The sequence below is a fragment of the Streptomyces parvulus genome (assembly GCF_014648855.1).
GTDB lineage: Bacteria > Actinomycetota > Actinomycetes > Streptomycetales > Streptomycetaceae > Streptomyces > Streptomyces parvulus.
This window is the reverse complement of the sequence record NZ_BMRX01000004.1, coordinates 394,187-414,526: the sequence shown is the minus strand read 5'-3', so window position 1 is coordinate 414,526 and position 20,340 is coordinate 394,187. Positions and strand designations below refer to the sequence as shown.

Annotated in this window: 21 protein-coding genes; 4 read left to right on the top strand and 17 right to left on the bottom strand. The window is 74.1% G+C overall.

The window, feature by feature from the left end:
• The first annotated feature begins 39 nt into the window (after positions 1 to 39).
• Both IE108_RS09750 and IE108_RS09745 read left to right on the top strand, forming a co-directional pair.
• Positions 40 to 1,638, top strand: a complete 1,599-nt coding sequence (locus IE108_RS09750; RefSeq protein WP_064731234.1) for an FAD-binding oxidoreductase — start codon at positions 40 to 42, stop codon at positions 1,636 to 1,638.
• A gap of 71 nt (positions 1,639 to 1,709) precedes the next feature.
• Complete coding sequence (locus IE108_RS09745) at positions 1,710 to 2,597, top strand: YegS/Rv2252/BmrU family lipid kinase (RefSeq protein WP_064731235.1); 888 nt, start codon at positions 1,710 to 1,712, stop codon at positions 2,595 to 2,597.
• Here IE108_RS09745 and IE108_RS09740 read toward each other — a convergent pair.
• The 17 genes from IE108_RS09740 to IE108_RS09660 all read right to left on the bottom strand — a co-directional run bounded on the left by IE108_RS09740 (position 2,594) and on the right by IE108_RS09660 (position 16,128).
• Positions 2,594 to 4,507: a DUF2264 domain-containing protein gene (locus IE108_RS09740; RefSeq protein ID WP_064731236.1), complete on the bottom strand. Its 1,914-nt coding sequence runs from the start codon at positions 4,505 to 4,507 to the stop codon at positions 2,594 to 2,596. The two genes, IE108_RS09745 and IE108_RS09740, sit on opposite strands and share 4 nt — an antisense overlap.
• Positions 4,504 to 5,535, bottom strand: coding sequence for a hydroxyacid dehydrogenase (locus tag IE108_RS09735; RefSeq protein ID WP_079163765.1), 1,032 nt, complete (start codon positions 5,533 to 5,535; stop codon positions 4,504 to 4,506). Before IE108_RS09735 ends, IE108_RS09740 begins: the two co-directional genes overlap by 4 nt.
• On the bottom strand, positions 5,532 to 6,395 hold the full coding sequence (locus tag IE108_RS09730) for a carbohydrate ABC transporter permease (RefSeq protein ID WP_064731238.1): 864 nt from the start codon (positions 6,393 to 6,395) through the stop codon (positions 5,532 to 5,534). Before IE108_RS09730 ends, IE108_RS09735 begins: the two co-directional genes overlap by 4 nt.
• Positions 6,392 to 7,378 carry a carbohydrate ABC transporter permease gene (locus tag IE108_RS09725; RefSeq protein WP_064731239.1) on the bottom strand — a complete coding sequence of 329 codons (987 nt, stop codon included), beginning with the start codon at positions 7,376 to 7,378 and terminating at the stop codon, positions 6,392 to 6,394. Before IE108_RS09725 ends, IE108_RS09730 begins: the two co-directional genes overlap by 4 nt.
• Positions 7,379 to 7,402: 24 nt before the next feature.
• Positions 7,403 to 8,734: an ABC transporter substrate-binding protein gene (locus IE108_RS09720; RefSeq protein ID WP_064731240.1), complete on the bottom strand. Its 1,332-nt coding sequence runs from the start codon at positions 8,732 to 8,734 to the stop codon at positions 7,403 to 7,405.
• Between the two features lie 126 nt (positions 8,735 to 8,860).
• Positions 8,861 to 9,964, bottom strand: a complete 1,104-nt coding sequence (locus IE108_RS09715; RefSeq protein WP_064731241.1) for a substrate-binding domain-containing protein — start codon at positions 9,962 to 9,964, stop codon at positions 8,861 to 8,863.
• A gap of 95 nt (positions 9,965 to 10,059) precedes the next feature.
• Positions 10,060 to 10,353 (bottom strand): gas vesicle protein K, encoded by a 294-nt coding sequence (locus IE108_RS09710; RefSeq protein ID WP_064731242.1) that lies wholly within the window; start codon positions 10,351 to 10,353, stop codon positions 10,060 to 10,062.
• Entirely contained in the window at positions 10,350 to 10,559 is a 210-nt protein-coding gene (locus IE108_RS09705) for a gas vesicle protein (protein ID WP_064732090.1), read from the bottom strand. Before IE108_RS09705 ends, IE108_RS09710 begins: the two co-directional genes overlap by 4 nt.
• Positions 10,560 to 10,594: 35 nt before the next feature.
• Positions 10,595 to 11,467 carry a GvpL/GvpF family gas vesicle protein gene (locus tag IE108_RS09700; protein ID WP_064731243.1) on the bottom strand — a complete coding sequence of 291 codons (873 nt, stop codon included), beginning with the start codon at positions 11,465 to 11,467 and terminating at the stop codon, positions 10,595 to 10,597.
• Positions 11,464 to 11,832, bottom strand: coding sequence for a gas vesicle protein (locus tag IE108_RS09695; protein WP_064731244.1), 369 nt, complete (start codon positions 11,830 to 11,832; stop codon positions 11,464 to 11,466). Before IE108_RS09695 ends, IE108_RS09700 begins: the two co-directional genes overlap by 4 nt.
• 18 nt (positions 11,833 to 11,850) lie before the next feature.
• Entirely contained in the window at positions 11,851 to 12,759 is a 909-nt protein-coding gene (locus IE108_RS09690) for an SRPBCC family protein (RefSeq protein WP_064731245.1), read from the bottom strand.
• Entirely contained in the window at positions 12,756 to 13,454 is a 699-nt protein-coding gene (locus tag IE108_RS09685; RefSeq protein ID WP_064731246.1) for a hypothetical protein, read from the bottom strand. The genes IE108_RS09690 and IE108_RS09685 overlap by 4 nt, the downstream gene beginning before the upstream one ends.
• Positions 13,451 to 13,729 (bottom strand): gas vesicle protein GvpG, encoded by a 279-nt coding sequence (locus tag IE108_RS09680; protein WP_064731247.1) that lies wholly within the window; start codon positions 13,727 to 13,729, stop codon positions 13,451 to 13,453. The genes IE108_RS09685 and IE108_RS09680 overlap by 4 nt, the downstream gene beginning before the upstream one ends.
• Positions 13,730 to 13,733: 4 nt before the next feature.
• Positions 13,734 to 14,498 (bottom strand): GvpL/GvpF family gas vesicle protein, encoded by a 765-nt coding sequence (locus tag IE108_RS09675; protein ID WP_064731248.1) that lies wholly within the window; start codon positions 14,496 to 14,498, stop codon positions 13,734 to 13,736.
• Positions 14,495 to 15,022: a gas vesicle structural protein GvpA gene (locus tag IE108_RS09670; protein WP_064731249.1), complete on the bottom strand. Its 528-nt coding sequence runs from the start codon at positions 15,020 to 15,022 to the stop codon at positions 14,495 to 14,497. The genes IE108_RS09675 and IE108_RS09670 overlap by 4 nt, the downstream gene beginning before the upstream one ends.
• A 36-nt stretch (positions 15,023 to 15,058) precedes the next feature.
• Positions 15,059 to 15,376, bottom strand: a complete 318-nt coding sequence (locus IE108_RS09665; protein ID WP_064731250.1) for a gas vesicle protein GvpO — start codon at positions 15,374 to 15,376, stop codon at positions 15,059 to 15,061.
• A gap of 95 nt (positions 15,377 to 15,471) precedes the next feature.
• Positions 15,472 to 16,128, bottom strand: a complete 657-nt coding sequence (locus IE108_RS09660; RefSeq protein WP_064731251.1) for a class I SAM-dependent methyltransferase — start codon at positions 16,126 to 16,128, stop codon at positions 15,472 to 15,474.
• 219 nt (positions 16,129 to 16,347) lie between these two features.
• On the opposite strand from IE108_RS09660, the gene IE108_RS09655 reads away from it, so the two are divergent.
• Both IE108_RS09655 and IE108_RS09650 read left to right on the top strand, forming a co-directional pair.
• Positions 16,348 to 18,537 carry a DUF1996 domain-containing protein gene (locus tag IE108_RS09655; RefSeq protein ID WP_189397603.1) on the top strand — a complete coding sequence of 730 codons (2,190 nt, stop codon included), beginning with the start codon at positions 16,348 to 16,350 and terminating at the stop codon, positions 18,535 to 18,537.
• 83 nt (positions 18,538 to 18,620) lie between these two features.
• Positions 18,621 to 20,336 (top strand): tetratricopeptide repeat protein, encoded by a 1,716-nt coding sequence (locus tag IE108_RS09650; RefSeq protein ID WP_079163767.1) that lies wholly within the window; start codon positions 18,621 to 18,623, stop codon positions 20,334 to 20,336.
• Positions 20,337 to 20,340 lie beyond the last annotated feature (4 nt).

The following is a 20,340-nucleotide window of genomic DNA, read 5'->3' as shown; positions in this document are numbered from 1 at the left end:
GGCAGGCATCCCCCGAAGCGACCGTGAGGACGACAGGCCATGGACATGCTGTGGAACGGCTGGGGCGACCCGGCCAGGGCGACGCCGCTGCCGGACACGGTGACCGGGCTGCTGCGCGATCTGCTCGGCGTCAAGCCCCTCGACGCCGCCCCGCTCCCGCTGGCGGAGATCGACGTCCCCGGACCGGGCCTGGACGACGCCGTCCTGCGGGCGCTCACGGCCGCCGTCGGCGACCGCGCGGACGGCGTGCGCACCGACGCGGAGACCCGCCTGCGCCACACCCGGGGCAAGTCCACCCCCGACCTGCTGCTGATGCGCGCCGGTGACGTCAGTGACACCCCGGCCGCCGTGGTGCTGCCCGACGGTCACGACGAGGTGCTGGCCGTGCTGGAGACCTGCGCCGGGCACGGTCTGCCCGTGGTCCCCTTCGGCGGCGGCACCTCCGTGGTGGGCGGCCTCGCCCCCGGGCGCCGCGGCCCGTTCGTCGCACTCGACCCGCGCCTCATGAACCGGCTGCTCGAACTGGACGAGGTCTCCCGCACCGCCCGGCTCCAGCCCGGCCTGCGCGCTCCCGAGGCCGAGGCGCTGCTCGCCGCGCACGGGTACACCCTCGGGCACTTCCCGCAGTCCTACGAGTGGGCCACCATCGGCGGCTTCGCCGCCACCCGGTCCAGCGGACAGGCCTCGGCCGGCTACGGCCGCTTCGACGAGATGGTCCTCGGCCTCACCCTCGCCACCCCCGAAGGCACCCTCGTCACCGGCCGCGCCCCGCGCTCTGCCGCAGGGCCCGACCTGCGCCAGCTCGTCCTCGGCTCGGAGGGCGCGCTGGGCGTCATCACCTCCGTCACCGTCCGGGTGCGGCCCGTGCCCGAGGTCCGCCGCTACGAGGGCTGGCGCTTCGCCTCCTTCGACGCGGGCGCCGCCGCCCTGCGCAGGCTCGCCCAGGACGGCCCCCGTCCGACGGTGCTGCGGCTGTCCGACGAGACCGAGACGCTCATCGGCCTCGCCCAGCCCGACGCCCTGGGCGCCTCCCTCGACCGGCAGGACGCCGGCTGCCTGGCCGTCGTGGGCTTCGAGGGCACCGAGGCCGACACCGCGCACCGCCGCGAGGAGGCCGCCCGGGTCCTGGCCGACGGCGGCGGCACCTTCGCCGGCGAGGAGCCGGGGGAGCGCTGGGCCCACGGCCGCTACTCCGCGCCGTACCTGCGGGACTCCCTGCTCGACGCCGGGGCCCTCGCCGAGACCCTGGAGACCGCGACCTACTGGTCCCGCGTCCCCGCCCTCTACGCCGCCGTGCGCGACGCGCTCACCGGCACCCTCACCGACGCCGGCACCCCGCCCCTGGTCATGTGCCACATCTCGCACGTCTACGAGAACGGCGCCTCCCTGTACTTCACCGTCGTCTGCGCGCAGGGCGACGACACCGTCGCGCACTGGACCCGGGCCAAGCACGCCGCCAACGAGGCCATCCTCGCCGCGGGCGGCACCATCACCCACCACCACGGCGTCGGCACCGACCACCGCGACTGGTACGTCCAGGAGGCCGGCCCCCTCGGCATCGAGGCCCTGCGCGCCGTCAAGCGGACCCTCGACCCCGCCGGAGTGCTCAGCCCGGGCGTCCTGCTGCCCGCGGACTGACCCCGCCGGCCGGCGGCCACCGCACCCGTGAGACAACAGTCGGCACCACCCGTCAGCCCGGAGGCAGATCGATGCGACAGTTCACCGCCGTCGTCAACCCCACCGCAGGCGGCGCCACCTCGGCCGCCGCGCTGCTCGGGGTGGCGCGGCTGCTGCGGGAGGCGGGCGCGGGGCTGGAGACCGAGTACAGCCACAGCCTCGACCACGCCCGGGAACTCGCCCGCCGGGCCGGCGAACGCGACCGGATCGTGCTCGCCGTCGGCGGCGACGGGATGGCGGGCGGCATCGGCGGCGCGCTCAGCGGCACCGGCGCCGTGCTGGGGCTGGTGCCGGCCGGGCGGGGCAACGACTTCGCCCGCGCGCTGGGCCTGCCCACCGACCCGGCCGAAATCGCCCGGGTCCTGCTCGACGGCGAACCCCGCGCCGTCGACACCATCGAGGTCACCTCGGCCGTCCACGACCGCACCGTCGTGCTCGGCAGCGTCTACGCCGGGGTCGACGCGCTCGCCAACCACCATGCCAACAGCGCCCGCCTGCTGCGCGGTACGGCCTCCTACTACGCGGGCGCCCTGCGGGCCGTCGCCGGGTGGCGCGCCCCGCGCTACCGGGTGACGGTCGACGGCGAGGAGCACGCCTTCACCGGCTACACGGTGGTGGCCGCCAACTCCGGCTACTACGGCTTCAACCGGCTGATCGCGCCCGCCGCCGAGGTGGACGACGGCCTGCTGGAGGTGGTGATGATCCACGACGCGCCGCGGCGGCTGTTCTTCGCGCTGATGAACGAACTCGGGACCGGCGCCCACGTGCACCGGCCCCAGGTCCGCGTCGTGCGCGGCAGGGAGGTCCGCATCGAGGCGGACCGGGCGATACCGTACGGCGCCGACGGCGAGGTCGACGCCGCGGTCCCCGTCACCGCGCGGGTGCTGCCCGGCGCCCTGCGCGTCCTGTCCGAGTCCTAGGCGTCCGGACCGGCCGCCCCCTGAGCGTGCGTCACCGTGACGGGGTCGAACGAGATCCGGGTGCGGGCGGCATCGTCCGCCCACACCACCTCGACGCCGCCGTCGCCGGCCTCGACGGCCGTGACGGCCTCGGCGGGGGAGACGTTCACCGGCTCCCCGGCGAGCACGGCCACGCAGACGTGCACGGAGGTGCCCCCCGCCTCGCCCGACAGCCGGGGCAGTTCGGCCCACGGCACGAACGCCGTGCCCTGCGGGGCGCGCACCGTCTCCGTCCCCGGGAGCCAGCCGTGCAGTCCGTGCAGCGCGGAGACCAGCGGCTCCTCGGGTCCTGTGGCCCACCCGGTGTGGGTCAGCCGGGCACCCGGCGGCGCCCCGAGGACCCGGTGGACCCGCAGTTCGTACGGACCCCGCGCCACCGTCACGCTCTCCACCCGCAGCCCCGGCACCATCGGGGCGCCGCCGGTGAACACGGGCCGGTGCCAGGAGGCCGCCCAGCCCCAGCCCTCGCCCTGCCCGGCGCCGAGCGGGTGGATCCGCCGCCGCACGCTGCCCCGGCCGCCGACCTCCACCGACAGATGGTTGTCGGCCGCGTTCTCCCCGGCGGTGGGTCCGGTCCGGGTCGAGTAGGCCTGCCTGCCGTAGTGCGGGTCGTCCTCGGCCGCCGACTCGCCCTCGTGCGGCCGGACATGGTCGCTGCCGTGGTTGTGCAGCCGTACGATCCCGTCCTCGCGCGTCGACTGCACCAGCAGCCCCGGAGCCGCGAGGGCCAGCACGCGGTCCGCCTCCTCCACCGGCGCGCGCTCCTCCGTCGCCGTCCATAGGGCGTGGTCCGCGGGGGCGAGCAGGGACACGAAGGCCTTCGACGCCCAGTACGGGGAGGCCGGGCCCGAGTACGGCTGGAGCGTCGCCCCGTGGGGCCCGAACCAGCCCAGGCTCAGCAGCCCCTCGTCGCTCAGCGCCCCGCGGTCCATGAAGTACCGCAGGCTCCCGCTCACCAGCCGCCGCGAGGCGCCCGGCGCCAGCGGCGTGTGCCCGGTCAGCGCGCCCAGCCCCACGGCCGACGAGGCCGCGAAACGGTAGGTCAGCGAGCGGCCGTAGTGCAGTGGCGCCCCGTCCGCCCCGAACATCGAGCCGAACCCGTCCAGGTGGGCGCGCAGCCGCCCCCCGTACCGGGCGAGGGCCTCGGTGTCGCCGCCGAGGTGGGCGTCGAGCACCGGGTAGAGGTGCAGGGCCCAGCCGTTGTAGTGGTCGAAGGCGCGTCCGTCGCCGTCGGCGTACCAGCCCCCGCCCCGGTACCAGCCCTCCATCAGCTCCAGCGCCCGCTCCCGCGCCGCGCCCGTCTCCGCGTCGCCCCGGCCGACCGACTCCAGGAACCCGGCGACCGTGTAGGGGAACAGGTACCAGTTGTTCGGCGCCGGCACGTGCCGCAGCGCCCCGCGCAGCCACTCCTCCACCCGGTCCTGGACCGCGGAGTCGAGGTTCTTCCACAGCCACGGCGCGGTCAGCCGCAGGCCGAGCGCGACCGACGCCGACTCGACCATGGGCTGGCCCTGCACGTCGTGGTCCAGGATCAGCGGCCAGGACTCGGCGTCGTCGCGGCCGGGCGTGCGGGTGCCCGAGGCGAGGCCGCGCGCATACCGCCCCAGCCAGTCGTGCGGGTCCTCGCCGCCGGCGCCCGTGACCCGGAAGGCCGCCGCGAGGAACGTCCGGGCGAACCCTTCCAGGCCGTCGGAGCGCACGCCCGAGCGCGACGGCCGCCCCGGCAGGTCGAGCAGCGCGCACCCGGGCGTGCCCCAGCGCCACGCCGCCCACAGCAGCCCGTCGGCGACGGCCTCCCAGTGGGCGCGGGTGTAGCCGGTGTACGGGCTCGACGCACGGTCCTCGGTGGGCAGTTCGAACGGGATGCTCATGCCAGGAACGCCAGCCTTTCGCGTCGTACGGGGTGGAGGAAGCCGGCCCCGGAGGCCCAGCGGGTCGTCTCGTCGAGCGCCAGGTCGGCGAGCCGGCGCCACTCGTTGCCCTCGGAGCCGGCGAGGTGCGGGGTGATCAGGGCGTGCTCGCAGTCCCACAGCGGGTGGTCCGCCGGCAGCGCCTCGGGGTCGGTGACGTCGAGCACGGCGCGGACGCGGCCGGCCAGCACCGCGTCCGTCAGGGCCGCCTGGTCGACGACCGCGCCGCGCGAGGTGTTGACGAGCACGGCGTCGGCCGGCATCGACTCGATCAGCTCGCGTCCGACCAGCCTCCGGGTCGCCGGCAGCAGCGGAGTGTGCACGCTCACGGTGTCGCAGCGGGCGAACAGCTCCGGCAGCCCGACCGCCTCGACGCCCAGTGCGGCGGCCTCGGCCTCGCTCACGTAGGGGTCGTGCAGCAGCACCTCGACGTCGTGCGGCCGCAGCAGCTCGATCACCCGGCGGCCGATGAGGGAGGCCGACAGGATGCCCACCGTGCGCCGGTAGTTGCCGACGCCGCGCGAGGTGCGCAGCCAGTTGCCGCGGGCCCGCGTCGTCCGGTAGTCCCGGGCCCGCTCCAGGACCCGCTTGCCGCTGAGCAGGATCATGGCCAGGGTGTACTCGGCCACCGGCAGAGCGTTGGCCGCGGCGGCCGAGGAGACCTCGATCCCGCGGTCCCAGCACGCGTCGGTGACGTGCCCGCGGACACTGCCCGCCGTGTGCACGACGGCCCGCAGCCGCGGCGCCGCCCGCAGCACGTCCGCGTCCAGCGGCGGGCAGCCCCAGCCGGTGACCAGCAACTCCACGCCGGCCAGCACGGACACGGCCCGGGCGGTGGAGAGGTCGTCGAGCACCGGGAAGGGCGCGAGGTCGCAGACCCGGCGGAAGGCGGCGAGGGACTGGGGATCGAGGACGGCCGAGGCGGCGTCCGCGGACATGGCCACGGCGGCACGGGGCCGGCGGCCGGGTCCTGGGGCGTGCACGGTCACTTGACGGCTCCGGCGGTCAGGCCGCTGCGCCAGAAACGCTGGAGCAGCACGAAGGCGAGGATGAGCGGCAGTACGGCGAGCAGTGACCCCATGATCACCACGGGGTAGTACTCGGGCGAGACGGACGCCGAGCTGTTCCACTGGTACAGGCCGAGACTGACGGGGTACAGGTCCTGGTCGGAGAGCATCACCATGGGCAGGAAGAAGTTGTTCCAGATCGCGGTCAGCTGGAACAGGAAGACCGTGATCAGGCCCGGCCCCAGCATCCGCAGGGCCACCCGGACGTACGTGGTCAGCTCGCCCGCCCCGTCCACCCGGGCCGCCTCCAGCACCTCGTCGGGCACGTAGCCGCGCGCGAAGATCCGGCCCAGGTAGACGCCGAACGGGTTGAACAGCACCGGGATGAAGACCGCCCAGAAGGTGTTGACCAGGCCGGCCTCGGAGGCCATCAGGTACAGCGGCAGGGCGAGCACGGTCTGCGGCACCATGACCGCGGCCAGCACCAGGCCGAACAGCTTCTCCTTGTGCCGGAAGCGGTACTTGTCGAAGGCGTAGCCGCAGGCCACGCTGATCAGCGCGCCGAGGGCCGCGCCGAGGACGGCGTACAGCAGGCTGTTGACGTACCAGCGCCCGTACAGCCCGCCGTCCATGGCGAAGAGGTCGTCGAGGTTGCGCAGGAACGAGAAGTCGCTCAGGGAGAGCAGGTCGCTGCTGAAGAGGGCGTCCCGCGTCTTCGTGGAGGCCAGCACCAGCCACAGCACGGGCAGCAGCGTGTAGAGGACGGAGACGGTGACGACCACGTTGACCGTGGCGCGGCCGAGCAGTCCCGGGCGGAGCAGCGAGCTGTCGGTGGCGCTCATCGGGCCTCCTCGGAGTCGGCGCGGCTGGTGAAGCGGGTGACGCCGTAGGACAGTGCGATGGTGCACACCAGCAGGACCACCGAAGCGGCCGCCGCGAGACCGTAGTTGTTGCGGGTGAAGGCCGCGTCGTAGATGTACATGCTGGGGGAGAACCGGGAGCTGATCATCGGTGAGGACTGGCTGAGCAGCATGGGCTCGGTGAACAGCTGGAGCGCCCAGATCAGGGTGAAGATCGACACCATCACGATGGAGGCGCGCACCAGCGGCGTCTTGACCTGGAGCGCCGCGCGCACCGGCCCGGCGCCGTCGACGACGGACGCCTCGATCACCTCGCGCGGCACGGCCTGCAGGGCGGCGTAGAAGACCACCATGTTGTAGCCCAGGTTGCTCCACAGGGCGATGTTCACGATGGAGGGGACCACCGTGTGCACCCCCAGGAAGTCGATCGTGATGTCGCCCTTCGCGAACAGCTCGATGACCGGGCTGATGCCGGGCGTGTACAGGTACAGCCAGATCAGCGCGGCGATGATGCCGGGCACCGCGTGCGGCAGGAACAGGCCCAGCTGGGCGAAGGCGCGCAGCCGGACCACCCCGGAGTCCAGCATCAGCGCCAGGGCGAGCGCGCCTACGACCATCAGCGGGATGTAGATGAGGCAGTACAGGGCGACCGTGCCGAGCCCGCCGAGGAAGGTGGGGTCGGTGAGGACGGCCGCGTAGGAGCGCAGCCCGACGAAGACCTGCCGCTCGGGGCCGAAGCCCAGGCCGGGCTGGTCGTCGCTGAAGAAGCTCAGGTGGACGGCGGTGCCGACGGGGATGAGGAAGACGGTGACCAGCAGGGCGAAGAACGGCGTCATCAGGACGCCGCAGGCGCCCAGTCGGCGTCTCCTGGCCGCTCTGCGGGCGCGGACGCCGGAGGCGGAGGGCTGCGGGGCGGCTGCGCGTGCGGCGCCGGCCGGCACCCGCGAGTGGGTCGTCGTGGTCATGGGTGTCACCTGCCTCTCGTCGGCTCAGGTGGTGCGCTGGGTGGTGGACAGGCCGAGGGCCTTGAGGTCGGGCATGGTGCCCTCCTGCGCGGTGCGCAGGGACTCCAGGAGGCTGCCCTGGCCGCCGCCGACCCGGGCGAAGGAGTCCTGCATGACCTTCTGGGTCGCGCTCATCCGCGGTCCCCACAGCCACTGTTCGCCGATCTTCCCGGCCTCCTGCTCGAACAGGCCGTAGATGTCCTGTCCGCCGTAGTACGACCGGTCGAAGGCCTCGCGTCCCACCCGGACCAGCCCGGGCGCGGCCGGGTACTGACTGCTGGTGCCGCTGGAGAGGCGGGCGCGCAGCGCGTCCGGGTGGGAGACCTGCCACTCGATGAACTCCATGGCGGCCTCGGGGTTCCGGCTGTCCTTGGTGACCGCGAACGTGGAACCGCCGTGCGTGCCCGTCGCCGGACGTCCCGTGTCCCACTGCGGCATGGGCGCGATCCGCCACTGGCCCTTCTGCCCGGGCCGCGCGTTCATCTGCGCGCCGGCGTCCCAGGCGCCGCTGAGCCGGGTGAGGACCAGCCCGTTGCCGATCTGCGCGTCGGACTGCCGGCTCTCGACCGCGTTCACGAACACGTGGTCCCGGTCGATGAGCCGCTGCCAGTACTCCGCGATCCGTCTGGACGGCGCGTCGGCGAGGGAGACGTTCCAGGCTCCGCCGGAGGTGTCGAACCACTGGGCGCCCGCCTGCCAGGCGTAGCAGGCCATCTGCGTCATGCCGTCGGTGGGGAAGAGCACCAGGCGCCGGTCCGGTGCCTTGCGGCGGACGGTCGCGGCCTGCTCGGCGAACTCCTCCCAGGTGCGCGCGACGCCGAGCCCGTAGTGGTCGAACAGGTCGGCGCGGTAGTGCATGACCATCGGCTCGACGTCCAGCGGCACGGCGAAGACGCGGTCCTCGAAGGTGGTCAGGGCGAGCGCCTGCGGCAGCAGCCTGCGGCGCAGGCCGTCGCTCACCAGGTCGGTGATGTCGCGTGCCACCCCGTCGATCGCGTACCCCGGGACCTGCGGGTACTCGATGGTGGCCACGTCGGGCGCGTTGCCCGCCCGGGCGGCGTTGCTGAGCTTGGCGTAGCCGCCCTGGCCGCCGGAGGGGATCTGCTGGAAGTCGACCTGGATGCTGCGGTGTGTGCGGTTGAAGGCGTCGACCACCTCCTGGCTGCCGCGCAGGGCGGACCAGAAGGTGACGCGCGTGGTGGTTCCGGTGCGGGCCGACGATGCGCCGTTCCCCGCGCTGCAGGCGCCCAGGGCTCCTGTCAGGGGTACGGCGGCCATCGCGGCGAGCACGGACCGACGGCTCTGTCGTCCGGGCATGGCGCCTCCCGCGGCTCCTGCGTGTCCGCTCAGGTGCGGCCACGACTGTTCGGGACACGGGAATCCTGAACGCCCCGACTCAAACGGTCAAGAGATCGATCAGAAGAAAATAAAACGCTCAAACGCTCATTGGTTGGAGTCGGCGGTGCGAGACGCGGTCGACCCGCGCACCATCAGCCGCGGCAGCAGTTCGATCCGCCGTCCCGGCCGGCTCCCGGGCGGCTCGGCCAGCCGCCGCAGCAGCAGCTCCGCCGCCGCCCGCCCGACCTCGGCCTTCGGCGGCGCGACGGCCGTCAGCGGCGGCGAACCCAGCCCCGCCACCACGTCGTCGTACGCCACCACCGAGCAGTCCTCCGGTACGCGCACCCCCTCCTCGGCCAGCCGCTGGACGATCATCAGCGCGTCCACGTCGCCGTGCAGCACCAGGGCGGTCGCCCCCACCTCGCGCAGCAGCGCGGGCGGCTCCGCCGACTCGTCCGCGGAGTAGGGCCCGTCGACCCCGGCCTCCGGCGAGATGAGCGTCCACGCCCACCGCTCCACCAGCGGATGCGCCCCGGCGATCTCGGTGAACGCGGCCCGCAGCGAACGGGCGGTCGGACTGTCGTGGCGGGTGGCGAACACGATCCGCCGGTGGCCGAGGCCCACCAGGTGCTCCACCGCGAGATGGGCGCCGTACCAGTGGTCCGAGCACACCGAGTCCAGTGCGTGCAGGGCGCTGCCCCGCCACGGCCGCCGCTCCATCAGCACCGTCGGCACCCCGGTCGCGGCGAGCCACTCGTGGTCGGCGGCCTCCTCCGCCCGGCGGCGCCAGCGCGGGGCGATCAGCAGCCCCTGCGCGCCGTCCGCCAGCGCCCGCTCCACCAGGGGCCGTTCGGTGCCGGACGCCTGGGGCGCCAGGTGCAGGGCCATGCGCAGCCCGGACTCCTCCAGCACCGTGCGCGCCCCGTGCAGGGTCTCGGTGAGGTACGAGTGCCGGACCGGGACCACCACCGCCACCCGGTCCCCGGCCGGGCCGCCGGGGTCCGCGGGCGCCTCCTGGTCCGGCAGCGTCGACCGGACCACCCCGTGCCCCCGGCGCAGCCTGCCCTCGCGGGTCAGTTCCTCGACGTCACGGCGCACGGTGACCACCGAGACCTGCAACTCGTCGGCCAGATCACGCACCCGCGCGGTCCCGCGTGCCTGCACCGCCGCCAGTATCCGCTGGCGCCTGAGATCGACCGGCTCCCGCATCAGGCCTCCCCACCCCGGAATGTTCGTTTGAGCGATTCACGGTCATCATAGCGATCGCTCGTGCCGGGTGGTCCGGGCTTCCGGCCGGAGGGGAGCTACGGCTCGGGGTCCGCCAGGAGCGGTCCCAGTGGTCCCAGGTCGAGGTTGAGGTCGGACCGGCTCAGCCCGTGCTGGGCGCACAGGTCGTCCATGCGCTCGTCCAGCAGCATGAGCGCCGTGCCGAGCCGGTCCTCCTGCGCCTCGCTCAGGGTGCCCTCGTCGAACCGGCGCACGGCCTGCCGTTCCATGAGCTGGCGCAGCAGCTCGACGACGGTGAGCACGAGGGCGGCCAGGTCGTTCGTGACCCGCTCGGGGTCCAGGTCGACGGCGTGTGCCCGGGGCGCGCTCACAACGGTCCGCTGTCCGGCCAGGGAGCGGGCATCCGCTCGCTCACCGACGACAGCAGCGCGTGCAGCGAGATCCGCACCAGCGGCACGTCCGCGATGGCCAGCACCAGGTCCCCGCTGACCACGACCCCGGTGGCCAGCACCCGGTCGAGCAGGTCGACGAGGGGCACCCCGGCCGGCGCGTACGGCTCCGGGCCGTCCCACGGCACGGGCGCCGGGCCCGGCGTACGGGTGTCCACGACGCTCACGCGGGGACCTCCCGGCGGCCGGTCTCCGGGACCGGCTCCTCGTCCCAGCGCGCGAAGGAGTACGGGATCCACGGCCCCGACGCGTCCGCGCGCACGGACGGACGGCCGCCCTCGGCGGTGAGGGCGGCCAGGGCGCGGGTGAAGGCGTCGCGGTCCGCGTTCTCCACCAGGTAGGCGGCGTTGAGGAGCTGCGGGGTGCGGCGGCCCGTGAGCCGCTCGCTCTGCGGACGGTGCCGGGTCGCGGCGACGGCGTGGCGGCGCAGCTCCGCGTCGATCGCCTCCGCCTCGGTCCGCGCCTTCCCGTGCGCCTCCTGCCGGTCCCGTCGCCGGGCGCTGGCACGGCTGAGGTACGCGCGCCCGCCGGAGCCGGAGCCTTCGGGACCGGCGGGCGGGCCGGGTGCGGCGTCGACCGATCCCTCGGCGGCGTGCACCTTCACCGCCCACTCGGTGCGGTCGCGCAGGCGGTCGAGCAGTGCCTCCAGCACCGGCCGCCGCTCGTCGACGGCCCGCAGCGCCGAACGGTCGCCGCGGTAGAGCGTCGCCATCGGCAGCGGGACGACCGCGGCCCCTGCGGCCGCTCCCGCCCTCGGCCCGCCCGTTCCCGCCGCGGCCTCGACCGCGCGGTGGTGGGCACGGGCGCAGCGTTCCAGGTCGGCGGGCCGGTTGAGGCGCTCCGCCAGGGCCTGCTCGCCGAACAGCGTCTCGGGGACGTCCTGCACGACGACGTACAGACCGCCGGCGTCGAGCACGCGCAGCGGACCGCCCTCCTCGTGCCCCGGCACCGACGCCAGAGCGGTGGGGCCGGGCGGCGTGCGGGTGACGGCGAAGGCGCAGACGAGGCCCGGCTCGGCCCGCTCGGCGGCGCTCACCGGGCGGCCCCCGACGTCTCCTCGACGGCGTCCGCCGAGTCGCCCTCCAGCGAGGACTCCAGGGCGTCGAGCCGGGCCCGCAGGCGGGCGTTCTCGTCGGCGAGGGAGTCCCGCGCGGCCCGGGACGACAGCGCCGGGTCGGTCTCCCACCAGTCGATGCCCGCCTTCTTGGCGGTGTCCACCGAGGCGATGAAGAGCCGCAGCCGGATGGTGAGCAGTTCGATGTCGAGGAGGTCGATCTTGATGTCCCCCGCGATGACGACGCCCTTGTCGAGGACGCGTTCGAGGAGGTCGGCGAGGCTGCCCGCGGCGGGTCCGTAGGCGAGGCCGTCCGGGTCCGCGTACCGGTGGTCGAGGTCGGTCACGACACGCTCCCCGCGAGGTCAGCGGCGCCGGCGGGCACGGCGGTCGTCCTCGTGCTCGTCGTCGTAGTCACTGTCCTCGTCGTCCTCGTCCTCGTCGTCGTCTTCGTCGTAGTCACCGTCCTCGTCCTCATAGTCCTCGTAGTCGTCGTCTTCGTCGTCTTCGTAGTCGTCGTCGTCCCGGTCGTCCGCGGCCTCCTCCTCCATGGCCTCCTCGTGGGTGCGGACGACCTCGCCGTCACGGATCTCGCCGCGCCAGCCCTCGATCTCCTCCTCGTCCGTCAGCGTCACGTGCCGGGCGAAGTGCTTGAGGTCCAGCCGCAGCCGGCGCCCCTGGGCCCGCCAGAGGTTGCCCGTCTTCTCGAAGAAGCCCGCCGGGTAGTACTCGACGACGACCACCACGCGGGTCAGCCGGGGAGCCAGTTCGTGGAAGGTGATCACACCGCGGGTGCTCCCCTTGGCGCCCTCGGAGGTCCACACGATCCGCTCGTCGGGGACCTGCTCCAGGACGGTCGCCTTCCAACTGCGGCTGGACGGGCCGACCTTGACGTTCCAGTTGCTGGTCACCTCGTCCTCGGAGTTGACGCTGCGGACTCCCTTGGTGAAGTCGCTGAACTCCTGGAGCTGGGTCCACTGGTCGTAGACGGTGCGCAGGGGGACGCCGATGTCGACGACCTCCATGATGTGCGTGGCCTTGACACTGCCGGCGCCGCTCTTGGAGGAGCCCCCGCCCTTGGAGCCGCCGTTGCCGTTGCCGTTGCCGTCGCCGTTGCCGTCGGCGGACGCGGTCAGGCGGTCCGTGAGGCCTCCGATGCGTTCCCCCGCCTTGCCGACGAGGCTGTGCCCCGAGGCGGAGAGGTACCCGCCGAGGGCGTCCTTGAGGTTGCCCAGCGGGGACGGGGTGTCCTTGTCCTGCCGGTCGGGGGTCATCCGCGCTCACCTCCCCGCCTGCGCGAGCTCGCGGTCTTCTTCGCGGGAGCGGCCTTCTTGGCGGTCTTCTTGGCGGCCTTCTTGGCCGGGCTCTTCGCCGCCTTCTTGGCCGTCTTCCCCGTCGCCTTCTTCGTCGCCTTCTTAGCGGGAGCGGCCTTCCGGGCCGGCTTCCCGGCGGGGGCCGCGGACTTGCGCGGCGGCGCCTTCTTGGCGGTGCGACGGCGTGGCGCGGGCTCGCGGTCCTCCTCCCGCTCCTCCTCGTCGAAGTAGTCGTCCTCGTCCCGGGCGTCCTCGTCCCGGTCGTCCCCGTACTCGTCGTCCTCGTACTCGTCGTCCTCGTACTCGTCGTCCTCGTACTCGTCCTGGTCGTCGTCCCGCAGGGACTCGCCGGTGAGCGCCTCGGTACGGTCCCGGAGGACGTCCGCCAGGCCGGTGAGGCGCCGGTTCGCCGCCGCGGTGGCGGCCGTGCGGCCGGCGGTCAGCAGCTCGCCGCGCACCTGCTCGGCGAGCTCCCGCACCTGCGGCGTCTGCTGGAGCCCGCTCAGCCCCTGGGACAGCAGGTCGCCGGGCGACAGGCCGAAGCGCCGTCCCGCGAGGTAGGAGCCGACCGCGAAGGCGAGCTTGGCCTTCTTCGTGCGCCCCAGGAGGTATCCGCCGGCGATGGCCGCCGCGAGGGCCGTCCTGTTGTCGTTCATGCGTGCCTTCCCTGCGCTCGGTCCGTGGTTGTCGTACGGCGGCCCGGGCGGGCCGGACGTTCCAGGAGGGCCAGCAGGCGCTCCTCCTCCCGTTCGAAGGCCGCCTCGTCGATGGCGCCTTCGTCCAGGGCACGGTTCAGCGCGGCCAGCCGTGCCTGGACGGCACGCGGGTCGTGGGCCTGGCGCCGGGCCTCCTGGAGCAGGTGGTCGGCGATCCACGCCGTGCCGCGCACCGGCGCCAGGGGCAGCAGCAGGAGACCGCTCACGATGCCCACCGGGTCACCGCCCGGCCGGCGCGGGACGCGCTTCGACGAAGCTGTAGCAGGGCAGGGGGCCGGTCACGCTGAGGGCCAGCCGGCCCCCGACGGCGCGGGCGCCCGCGTCCACCGCCTTCCGGAAGCGTCCTTCGTCCTCCGCGCGGACCAGGAACGACGTGCTGAGCACCTGCTGCTCGTCGGTCGTGCCGCCGGCCGCGCGCACCGCCAGCGGCGTCAGCCGGTCCAGGACCTCCCGCGCGGCTCGCCGGGCCTCCCGGCGCACCCCGAGGGCGAGCGCCTCGCCCAGCCGGACGTTGGCCTCGTAGTCCGGCCGGCGCCGGGTCCGCAGCGCCAGCGTCCGCAGACTGTCGTCCCGGCGTACCAGGTCGGCGAAGTGGCCGGGCACCACCGTCCCCTTGACGTTGAGTTCGACGCACCCCCGTACCTCGGCGAGCTGCCGCTGCAAGTGGTCGACGTCGGAACGCAGTTGGGTAAGCAGTGTGTCGGCGCGTGGGCTCAGGACGGCGAATCGCATGGGCAGCAGCGGCCCCTGCGCCGCCAGTTCGTCCAGCACCGCTTGGTGGGCGAGCAGGTCGCGGCGCCGGGGCAGGAGCCGAGCGGGCGCGTCCGACACCGCGGCACACAGCCCGGAGCCGGTCAGCAGGCGTACCCGGGCGCCGTCGACACCGGGGGAGCGGGGGGCCCGGATCCCGGCCGGCGTGATGCCGTAGACGTAGAGCGACTTCACCGCGGTCCCGGGGGCGCCGGTGGTGGCGGGCGCGGTCATGCGTCCTCCCGGCGGGGGCGGCGGCGGGGCCGGTCACGCGGGCGGTCCTCCTCGGCACGGGACCGCCCGGACGAGCGGCCGCGGGGCCGCTCGGAGCGCTCCTCGCCCCGGCCGCGTGCCGAGCGCCCGCGGGGGAGCTCGTCCGTGTCGTCCGCGTCATCCGCGTCGTCCGAGTCGTCGTCCGGCGCGAGCACGTCCCGCACCTTGTCGGTCAGGGAGCGCGCCGTACGCTTGGCGCCCGCCTTGCCGACGGACTTGGCGACCGGGCTGCCGAACATCTCGGGGACGGTCTTGGAGCGGACGTCGTGCTCCAGGTCCAGCCGGTTGCAGGCCTCGGCGAACCGCAGGTAGGTGTCGACACTCGCCACCACGATCCGCGCGTCCACCTTGAGGATCTCGATGCCGACCAGCGAGACGCGCACGAAGACATCGATCACCATGCCGCGGTCGAGGATGAGTTCGAGGACGTCGTAAAGGGTGCCGGCGCGGGGCGCGCAGACCACCTCGTCGTCGTACGTGATCATGCGGAGGTCCTTCCGGGTACACGCCTCACGGCCGGCTCACTGGTCCTGGGCACCGCGCCGGTAGCGCGCGATCCTGCGGTACTGCACGAGATCGCCCGAGGGATCCAGCTCGACCTCGTAGGTGGCGAGCAGACTGGTGGTGTCGGGGATGCGCGCCACTTCCAGCACGTCCACGTTGACGATCCAGCCCTCGTCCTTGCTGCGGCACACCGCGGAGACGCCCTCGAGGCGGTGCCGGATCAGCTCGGACAGCGCGTCCGCGGCACGCCGGGCCGCCTCCCGCGCCCCGCGCACGGGACGTTCGCGGGTGCGGGTGGAGGTCGTGCCGCGTCGCCGCTCGCCAGGCTCTGTCATGCAGCCCACTCTGGCCGCGGGACTCGGCGTGCGCGTGCGGGGTTACCCCATCCGGGGCTGCCCGGGGGAGCGCCGCCGGTCGCGGCGCGGGCCGGTCAGGCGTCCGGCGCGGTGGCGAGCGGGCGCCGGCAGTGCAGGAAGAGGTGCGGCTCCGGCCGGGCGTCCGGATGGGCGGGGGTGAACAGCGTCGCCTCCTCCTCCAGCACCTCCAGACCGGCCTCCTCCGTCAACGCGGTGAGGGCCTGCCCGGTGAAGCTGGAGACCCGCACGGGCTGCCCCATGAAGGTGGCGTCGGCGTCCGCCACGTCCAGCGGCACGGTCGCCAGCACCAGGTGGCCGCCCGGCCGCACCACCCGGGCCAGCCGCCCGACGAGGTCCCGCTGCTCCCGCCGGTCCAGCTGGAGCAGCGAGAAGTACACGCAGACGGCGTCGAACGAGGCCTCCTCCAGCGGTACCTCGCGGATGTCGGCGCACCGGAAGGCGGCGCCCGGCACCTGCCGGGCCGCCAGTTCGACCATGACCGGGGAGACGTCGACGCCCAGCACGTCGTGGCCGGCGGCCGCGAGGGTCTCGGCGGTGGGGCGGCCGGTGCCGCTGCCCACGTCCAGCACCCTGCTGCCGGGCGCGAGCCGCCCGAGCAGCCACTCCAGCGAATGCCGGTGCGTCCGCGACCCGGCGAACGCCTTCTCGTACTCGGCGCCGAGCGCGTCGAACGCGGCGGCCGGGTGCGGCCGGTGCTGGTCGTCGGTCACGACGGGTCCCTTCGGTGCGCTGAGCCGGTGCCCCCGGCATCGTTCCACCGCGGGCGACGCTCCGACAAGGACTCCGCCGGGCGACGGCCCGGGCGGACGGCCCACCTCCGAGCCCCGCGCGGGTGATCGTCGCGCACCCGTGAGGTGAGGGATTCCTGAGAATCACCGGGACGGCTGAACGCCGCGGCCCCGTCTTCCGTATGGAGCCGGGGGCATTCCATGCCCGAGTCCGTCACGACACAGGAGCACGCCTTGGGACACAACAGGCGCAGACGCCCGACCGGGGCGCGGCGCGCGACCTTCGGAGCGGTCGCGCTGATACTGGGGGGCGGCGGCCTGGTGGCCGTGAACGTCTTCGCCTCCGCGACCGAACCCGGCACCGCCGTGCCCCTGGGCAGTTCCGGAATCGCGGCCACCGTCGACTGCCCCGACCTCACCGAGCGGCTGACCGCGGTGCCGGAGCCGGCGCGGCCGGAGGTCGACACCGAACTGGCCCAGCTCGACGGCCAGATCGCGACCGCCTACCGCCAACTCCAGGAAGCCGCCCGCACCGCGGACGACGGCGCGCTCGACGAGGCCGCCATCCTCGATCCCTTGAAGCGGGACAGGGCGGCCACCATCGAGCGGATCGCCGCCGCCATGGAGAAGGCCGGGGACCGCCCCGAGGGCCTGGACACCCTGGCGGCGTGCGCGCTGCGCCGCACCGAGGTCGCATCCGACCAGACGCGGAGCGGCAGCCCGGACGAGCAGGAGCAGCAGGGCGGGGATCAGGGGCAGGAGCAGGAAGAGGGGCAGGAGGGACAGGAGCAGCAGGAGGGCGAGGGCGACGCGGCCGGAAACGGCGGGCAGGCGGGCAACGGCCCGGTGGCGGCCGACTACGCCGACATCAAGTCCGTCGCACCGAACGTCGCGAAGGCGCCCCGCCAGAAGGCCGCCTCGAACGGCTCCTTCACCACCAGCTGCGGTGTCAACGCCGAGGGTCTGTTCAACTCGGACAACCTGATCGCCGCCCCCGGCGTCGGCAACGGCGCCCACCACTTCCACGACTACGTCGGCAACCAGGACAGCAACGCCTTCTCCAGCGACGAGGACCTGGCCGCCGCCGAGACCAGCTGCGCGGACCAGGGTGACAAGTCCTCGTACTACTGGCCCGTCATCCGCCTCCAGAACGGCACCGCCGAGCAGGACGCCCAGTCGCCCGGCGGCGGCATCGAGGGCAACGCCGGCGAGATCGTCACGCCGGCCGAGGTCACGCTCACCTTCGTCGGCAACGAGCGCGGCGAGGTCGCGGAGATGCCGCGGCTGCTGCGCATCATCACCGGCGACGCGAAGGCGTTCGTCAACGGCAACGCCAACGCGAACGCCTCCTGGAGCTGCACCGGCTTCGAGGACCGGCAGCTGAAGGACAAGTACCCGCTCTGCCCCTCCGGCAGCGACGTGGTGCGCACCTTCACGTTCCAGAGCTGCTGGGACGGCCGCAACATCGACAGCGCCAACCACCGCACCCACATGGCCTTCGCGACCGCCGACGGCAGCTGCCCGGAGGGCTTCAAGCCCATTCCGCGCCTGGTCCAGCGGGTCGTGTACGACGTGGACGCGCCGAGCCTCCAGGACGGCGGCCGGACCGTGCCGCTGTTCGCGGTGGACTCCTTCCCGGAGCAGCTGCACAAGCCGGTCACCGACCACAGCGACTTCATCAACGTCTTCGACGAGGACCTGATGCGGGAGATGACCGACTGCATCAACTCCGGCCGCGAATGCGGTGACGGCACGCGTCCGCCGGGCTCCGACCCGGGCGAGGGCGAGGGCGAGGGCGAGGGCGAGGACCCGGGCCAGGGTGAGGACCCCGGCCAGGGTGAGGACCCGGGTGCCACCGAGGCGCCGGACGACGGGCAGGGCGAGGAGCAGCCGGGAGACGGGCAGGGCGAGGAGCCGACCGCGCCCCCGGCCGAGCAGACCGCCACGGCCTCGGCACCGGTGGACGGCGGCCAGAACGGCGACGGCGGCAAGGGCGGCCAGAACGGCGGCGACGACGGAAAGGCCCCGGGCCAGGACGACGGCCAGAAGGACGAGCAGGAGCAGGGCCAGGGTCAGGACGGCGGACAGGACGCCGGCGGGAACGGCGCGGAGCAGTCCGCACCCCCGGCCGGCGGCCAGGACGGCGACGCCTCCCCGAGCGCCGCGCCCAAGGCCGCGACGACACCGGCCGACGCGCCCGGCGACGTGAGCAGCGCGGTGGCCGCGCCCGAGGCCACCGAGGCCGCCGGCGGCTCCGCACCCCGGCCGCAGGCGCAGGGCGGACTCGCCGAGACCGGCTCCGGTCTCGGCCTGTGGCCCGCCGCGGCCGGCGGCGTCCTCTTCGCCGGCGGCTGTGTCCTGCTGGTCCGCTCCAGGCGGCGCGCGCTCTGACGCGGAGCCCGGCACCGGTGTGACGGCGGGCGGGCGGGTCCTTTTCCCGCCCGCCCGTCCCGCGGTGCGGTATACGTCCCTGCATGGAGTACTACGACCTCGGCGTCCACGGCCGTCCCGTGACCACCTCGTCGCCCGAGGCCCAGCGGTGGTTCGACCGCGGGCTGGTGTGGACGTACGCCTTCAACCACGAGGAGGCCGTGGCCTGCTTCGAGGCAGCCGCGGCGGCCGACCCGGACTGCGCCATGGCCCAGTGGGGCATCGCCTACGCCCTCGGCCCCAACTACAACAAGCCCTGGGACGCCTTCGACGCCGAGGAGCTGACCCGGGCCGTCGACCGCACCCACGCCGCCGTCGAACTCGCCCACGAGAAGGCGGCCCGCGCCACCCCCGTCGAACGCGCCCTCATCGGCGCCCTGCGCGCTCGCTACCCGCAGGCGAGCGCCGTCGAGGACTGCTCGGTCTGGAACGCGCCGTACGCGGACAGCATGCGCGCCGTCCACGAACTCGCCCCGGACGACCTCGACGTCGCCACCCTCTACGCCGACGCCCTCATGAACCTGACGCCCTGGCAGCTGTGGGACCTGCGCACGGGCCTGCCCGCCGAGGGCGCCCGCACCCTGGCGGCGAAGGACGTCCTCGACCGTGCCCTGGCCGCCGAGGGAGGACTCGACCACCCCGGCGTCCTGCACCTCTACGTGCACCTGATGGAGATGTCGGCGACCCCGGAGGCGGCCCTCTCCGTCGCCGACCGGCTGCGCGGGCTGGTCCCCGACGCGGGCCACCTCCTGCACATGCCGTCGCACCTCGAAGTGCTGTGCGGCGACTACCGGCGGGTGGTGTCGGACAACAGCGCCGCCATCGCCGCCGACGAGAAGTACCGCGCGCGGGCGGGGGCGATGAACTTCTACACCCTCTACCGGATGCACGACTACCACTTCCGGATCTACGGGGCGATGTTCCTCGGCCAGTACCGGGTCGCCCTCGACACCGCCGCCGCACTGGAGGCGTCCGTCCCCGAGGAGCTGCTGCGCGTGCAGAGCCCGCCCATGGCCGACTGGCTGGAGGGCTTCCTGGCGATGCGGGTGCACGTGCTGATCCGCTTCGGCCGCTGGGCCGACGCCCTCGCCCTGCCGATGCCCGCCGACCCGGACCTGTACTGCGTGAGCACCGCGATGCTGCACTACGCCCGCGGCGTCGCGCTGTCGGCCACCGGCCGGACCGCCGAGGCGGAGGCCGAACGCGTCCTCTTCCGCGACGCCGTCGCCCGGGTGCCCGACACCCGCATGCTGTTCAACAACACCTGCGCCGACATCCTCGCCATCGCCTCGGCCATGCTCGACGGCGAACTGGAGTACCGCAAGGGCGACTACGCGGCCGCCTTCGCCGCTCTGGAGCGCTCGATCGCGCTGGACGACTCCCTCCCCTACGACGAGCCGTGGGGCTGGATGCAGCCCACCCGGCACGCGTACGGCGCCCTCCTCCTGGAGCAGGGCCGGGTCGCCGAGGCCGAGGCGGTCTACCGGGCCGACCTGGGCCTCGACGACACCCTGCCCCGCCCCCTCCAGCACCCGGGCAACGTCTGGGCGCTGCACGGCCTGCACGAGTGCCTGGTGCGGCTGGACCGGCCGGGGGAGGCGCGGATCGTGGCGCGGCAGCTGAGACTCGCCACCGCGCTGGCCGACGTACCGGTGGAGGCGTCCTGCTACTGCCGTCTCGACACCGCGCCCACCGTCGCCGGGACGGCCGCCGGCCGGTCCGGCGCCGACGGCCCCGGCTGCTGCGGCGCGGACCGGTGACCGG